Here is a 3508-nt window from a genome sequence, read left to right as displayed (position 1 = left end):
TCAAGTGGCTAACTTAAACTTGAAATTTAAGATTTATTTTGAAACCCCTAAGTAGACATAATATCTATAAGGGGTTTCTTTATACAATGATATATAAGTATTATTTATAGGGGAGGGAGCTGAATTTATGGAAAATAATTTAGAACAAATAATGACAATCACTGCATTTGAAATTGAAGCATGGGCTGACTCAATTAAAGCACGTAGTCATTTACCAGTACTATTAAGAAAGCTTATTCATTCAACATGTTCACAATTAGGATATGTAGATTTTCCTGGTTATGATAACTCTCAAAGACAAGGCTCAGACGGTGTTATTAAAGAAGCTACAGGCAACTCATGGGTGCCAAAAGGTGACTCATATTGGGAGTTTGGAACAGATAAAAACGTGAAGCAAAAAATCACTGATGATTTTAATGCACGTCTTAATACTATAGATAAAGATACTAGAAAAAACAGTACATTTGTATTTGTGACACCTCGTAATTGGACAGGTAAATCTAGAGAAAGCTGGATAAAGGAAAAGAGTGGATTAGGAGAATGGAAAGATATTATTGTCTATGATGCTAATGATTTAGAACAGTGGTTAGAAAACTCAATTCCAACAAAAGCTTGGTTTAAGGAGATTTTGGGACTTCCTGTCAGTGGACTCATTACGTTAGACCGAATGTGGGAAAATTGGTCTAATGTTACTTTAGAATCTGAACAACCAATACCTACCTCTATTTTTGAAAGTGCTATCAGTGAACATAAAGATATTTTTTTACAATGGATTACTAAAGATCGCTGTCAGCCATTTAATATTAGAGCACATTCTTCTGAAGAAGGATTAGCATTTTTATCGGTATTATTTAATGAACTACAATTAAAAGATTTTAGAGACAGAACTTTAATATTTAATGATGCAAATACGTTAAGATATGCCATTACAAACTTTAACGATATGATAGTAATCGTAAATTCAAAAGAAGTATTATCAGATATAGGCAATGATGTTAAAAAGTGTCCGACTATATTGGTAAACATCCAAGAGAAGCAAGAGGATAACAATATTGTATTAGATCTTTTAGAATACAGTACAATTCAAAAAGTTTTAACTCAAATGGGTTATTCGGATGTTGAAAAGGAGAAGTTGATAATAGAATCCGGAAAATCAGCAACGATATTACGGAGAAAGCTATCTCATTTAAATCATTTAAGTAAAGCTAAGTGGGCTATTGATAGAGATTATCGTTTAAGAGATATTCTTATGCCACTTGCATTAATAGGAACTTGGGATTCAACTAATGATCATGATTGGAAAATCGTTGAGAAGATAACAGGAAAGATAAAAGAGGACATTGAAAAAACAATAATAGATTTAGCTCAATTAGACGACTCTCCAGTGTGGAGATTTAAAGGAATAATTGGCGTATTATCGTCGATTGATGTTTTTAATTCATTTGATTTAAATTTCACCAGGTCTGAAATAGAAGGGTTCTTAACTATAGTGAAAGACGTACTATCAGAAAAAGATCCTGCATTAGACTTATCGCCAGAGAATAGGATGTTATCTGCATTATATAATAAGAATAGAAAGTACTCATCTGGAGTACGTAAAAGAATTAGTGAAAACTTTGCTTTTTTAGCTGCTCATGATGAAGAAATCATAAGTCTACATGGCTTTAATTTTAAAGTGGAATCACAAAAAATAATAAAAGATATGGTGATGCCACTAGATTATGATAAGCTCTATTCTCAATCAGTGTTCCTTTCTATCTATTCTGAAATAGCACCAAAAGTACTTAGTGAAATTATATTAAAAGATGTTAGGAGCACTGCTTCAATAGTCAAGACTGAGATGAAACCTACTAAAAATATATTTATTGATTCTACAAATTTAAGACCTAATATTTTGTGGGCAATAGAATGTCTAGCTGCAGATGAGAATTCTATTATAAATTGTATTGATATTTTATGTGAACTATCAAAAATAAAATTAGAAGATAACTTGCACAATAAACCTGTAAATAGCTTATTAGCAGTTTTTAATATTTATATTCCGCAAATATCTTTTGATATGAACAGACGATTAGAATTGATAGAGTATTTAAAGGAAAAACATACAGAAGTATTCTGGGAAATAAGCGTTAAGCAAATAACTAGAGATAATAGAAGTCTTAGTGAATTAAGAAAACCAGTGTTTAAAAAAATAGAAAATGAGTTTCCATCATATACAGAAGATGAGATAGACACTTATTTTGAGCGTATAGTAGAGTTTATGATTAATATAGAAAATCATACTATAGAAAGATATGAAGACTTGCTTAATATATTACCCTACCTAAAAGTTAGTGCTCAAAGAAAAATAATCAAAAAAATAAATGATTCTATAAATAATCTGGAGGATAAGTCAAAAGCTTTTTTAAGAAGTGTATTAAGAAGTATTAGTCATAGACAAGATCTAAGTGATAATTTGAGAAAAAATATAAAAGTTATTTATAAAACTTTAGAGCCCGAAAATATCTGTTTGAAGAATAAATGGTTATTTGATAACAGTAGAATTTTATTATTTAATGATATGAATACCTCGAGGATAGATGTAGATAGGGTTAATAGAATTAATAATATAAGATTGGAAGCAATTAATGAAGTATGGAAAAACAACGGACTTCAGGGGATAGTAATGATGATAGATAGCTCATTCTCTGCTAAGTGTATTGGACATTACTTAGGATTATATATAAGAGATACAGAGGAATATTCATCTGTATTTGAAAAATTATTCAGTAACAATCTTTTGCTAAACAAAAGTTATAAATTAGAATTTTTAAAAGAGTTATTAAAGAAGATGGAAGAAGAAACTTTAGAGACTATATTATCTACAAATTTTGAAAGGCTATCTATCGGTATACAAAAAGAAGTTTTAACGATACTGCCACTAAATGATGTAACCTTAAATCTTTTAACTAAGTTTAATGGGAAGGATCTATTAAACTTTTGGCATGCCAAAGACTACACTGATTTCATTAATTATAGAGGGTATTTAATGAGTATAAATCAAATAGTTGAACTTCTATTGAGCATAGATAGAGATGCTACAGCATTGATGGTAATTAGAGAGTTCTATAATGAATTTGAAAGTAATAAAATAATTGAAGTTTTACGTAACTTTAAAATGGATCAAGAAAATGATTTCAAAGACCGTGAAAATCTTCAGTATAACATATTCATTCTCATAAAGAGTTTATCGGTTAGAGGTAACACTAATCATTTATCACTCTTAGAATTAGAACTGAAATATTTAATGATTCTTGATATATATAGTTATGAATTTAATAATATCAAAAAATCAAATTTAGAATCACCAAATTTATTTATAGAGATAATTGAAGCGCTAATTATGAATAACAATAAAAATAGTGTGGATACAATAAATTATTATTCCAGATTAATAAGCAAACTCTTTCTTATAGAGTCTGATATGGATGAAAATTTCGAAATAGAATTAGAAAGAGTTCTAAATTGG

At 28.9% G+C, this 3508-nt stretch carries 1 protein-coding gene; it reads left to right on the top strand.

The window, feature by feature from the left end:
* Positions 1 to 127: 127 nt before the first annotated feature.
* Positions 128 to 3508, top strand: a 3381-nt coding sequence (locus tag HMPREF3029_RS06745; protein WP_070710238.1) for a hypothetical protein, incomplete at its 3' end; no start/stop codon positions are given.

The sequence above is a fragment of the Nosocomiicoccus sp. HMSC059G07 genome, from assembly GCF_001815515.1.
Lineage (GTDB): Bacteria > Bacillota > Bacilli > Staphylococcales > Salinicoccaceae > Nosocomiicoccus > Nosocomiicoccus ampullae_A.
The sequence above is the reverse complement of the archived record's forward strand: the minus strand, read 5'-3'. Positions and strand labels throughout refer to the sequence as shown.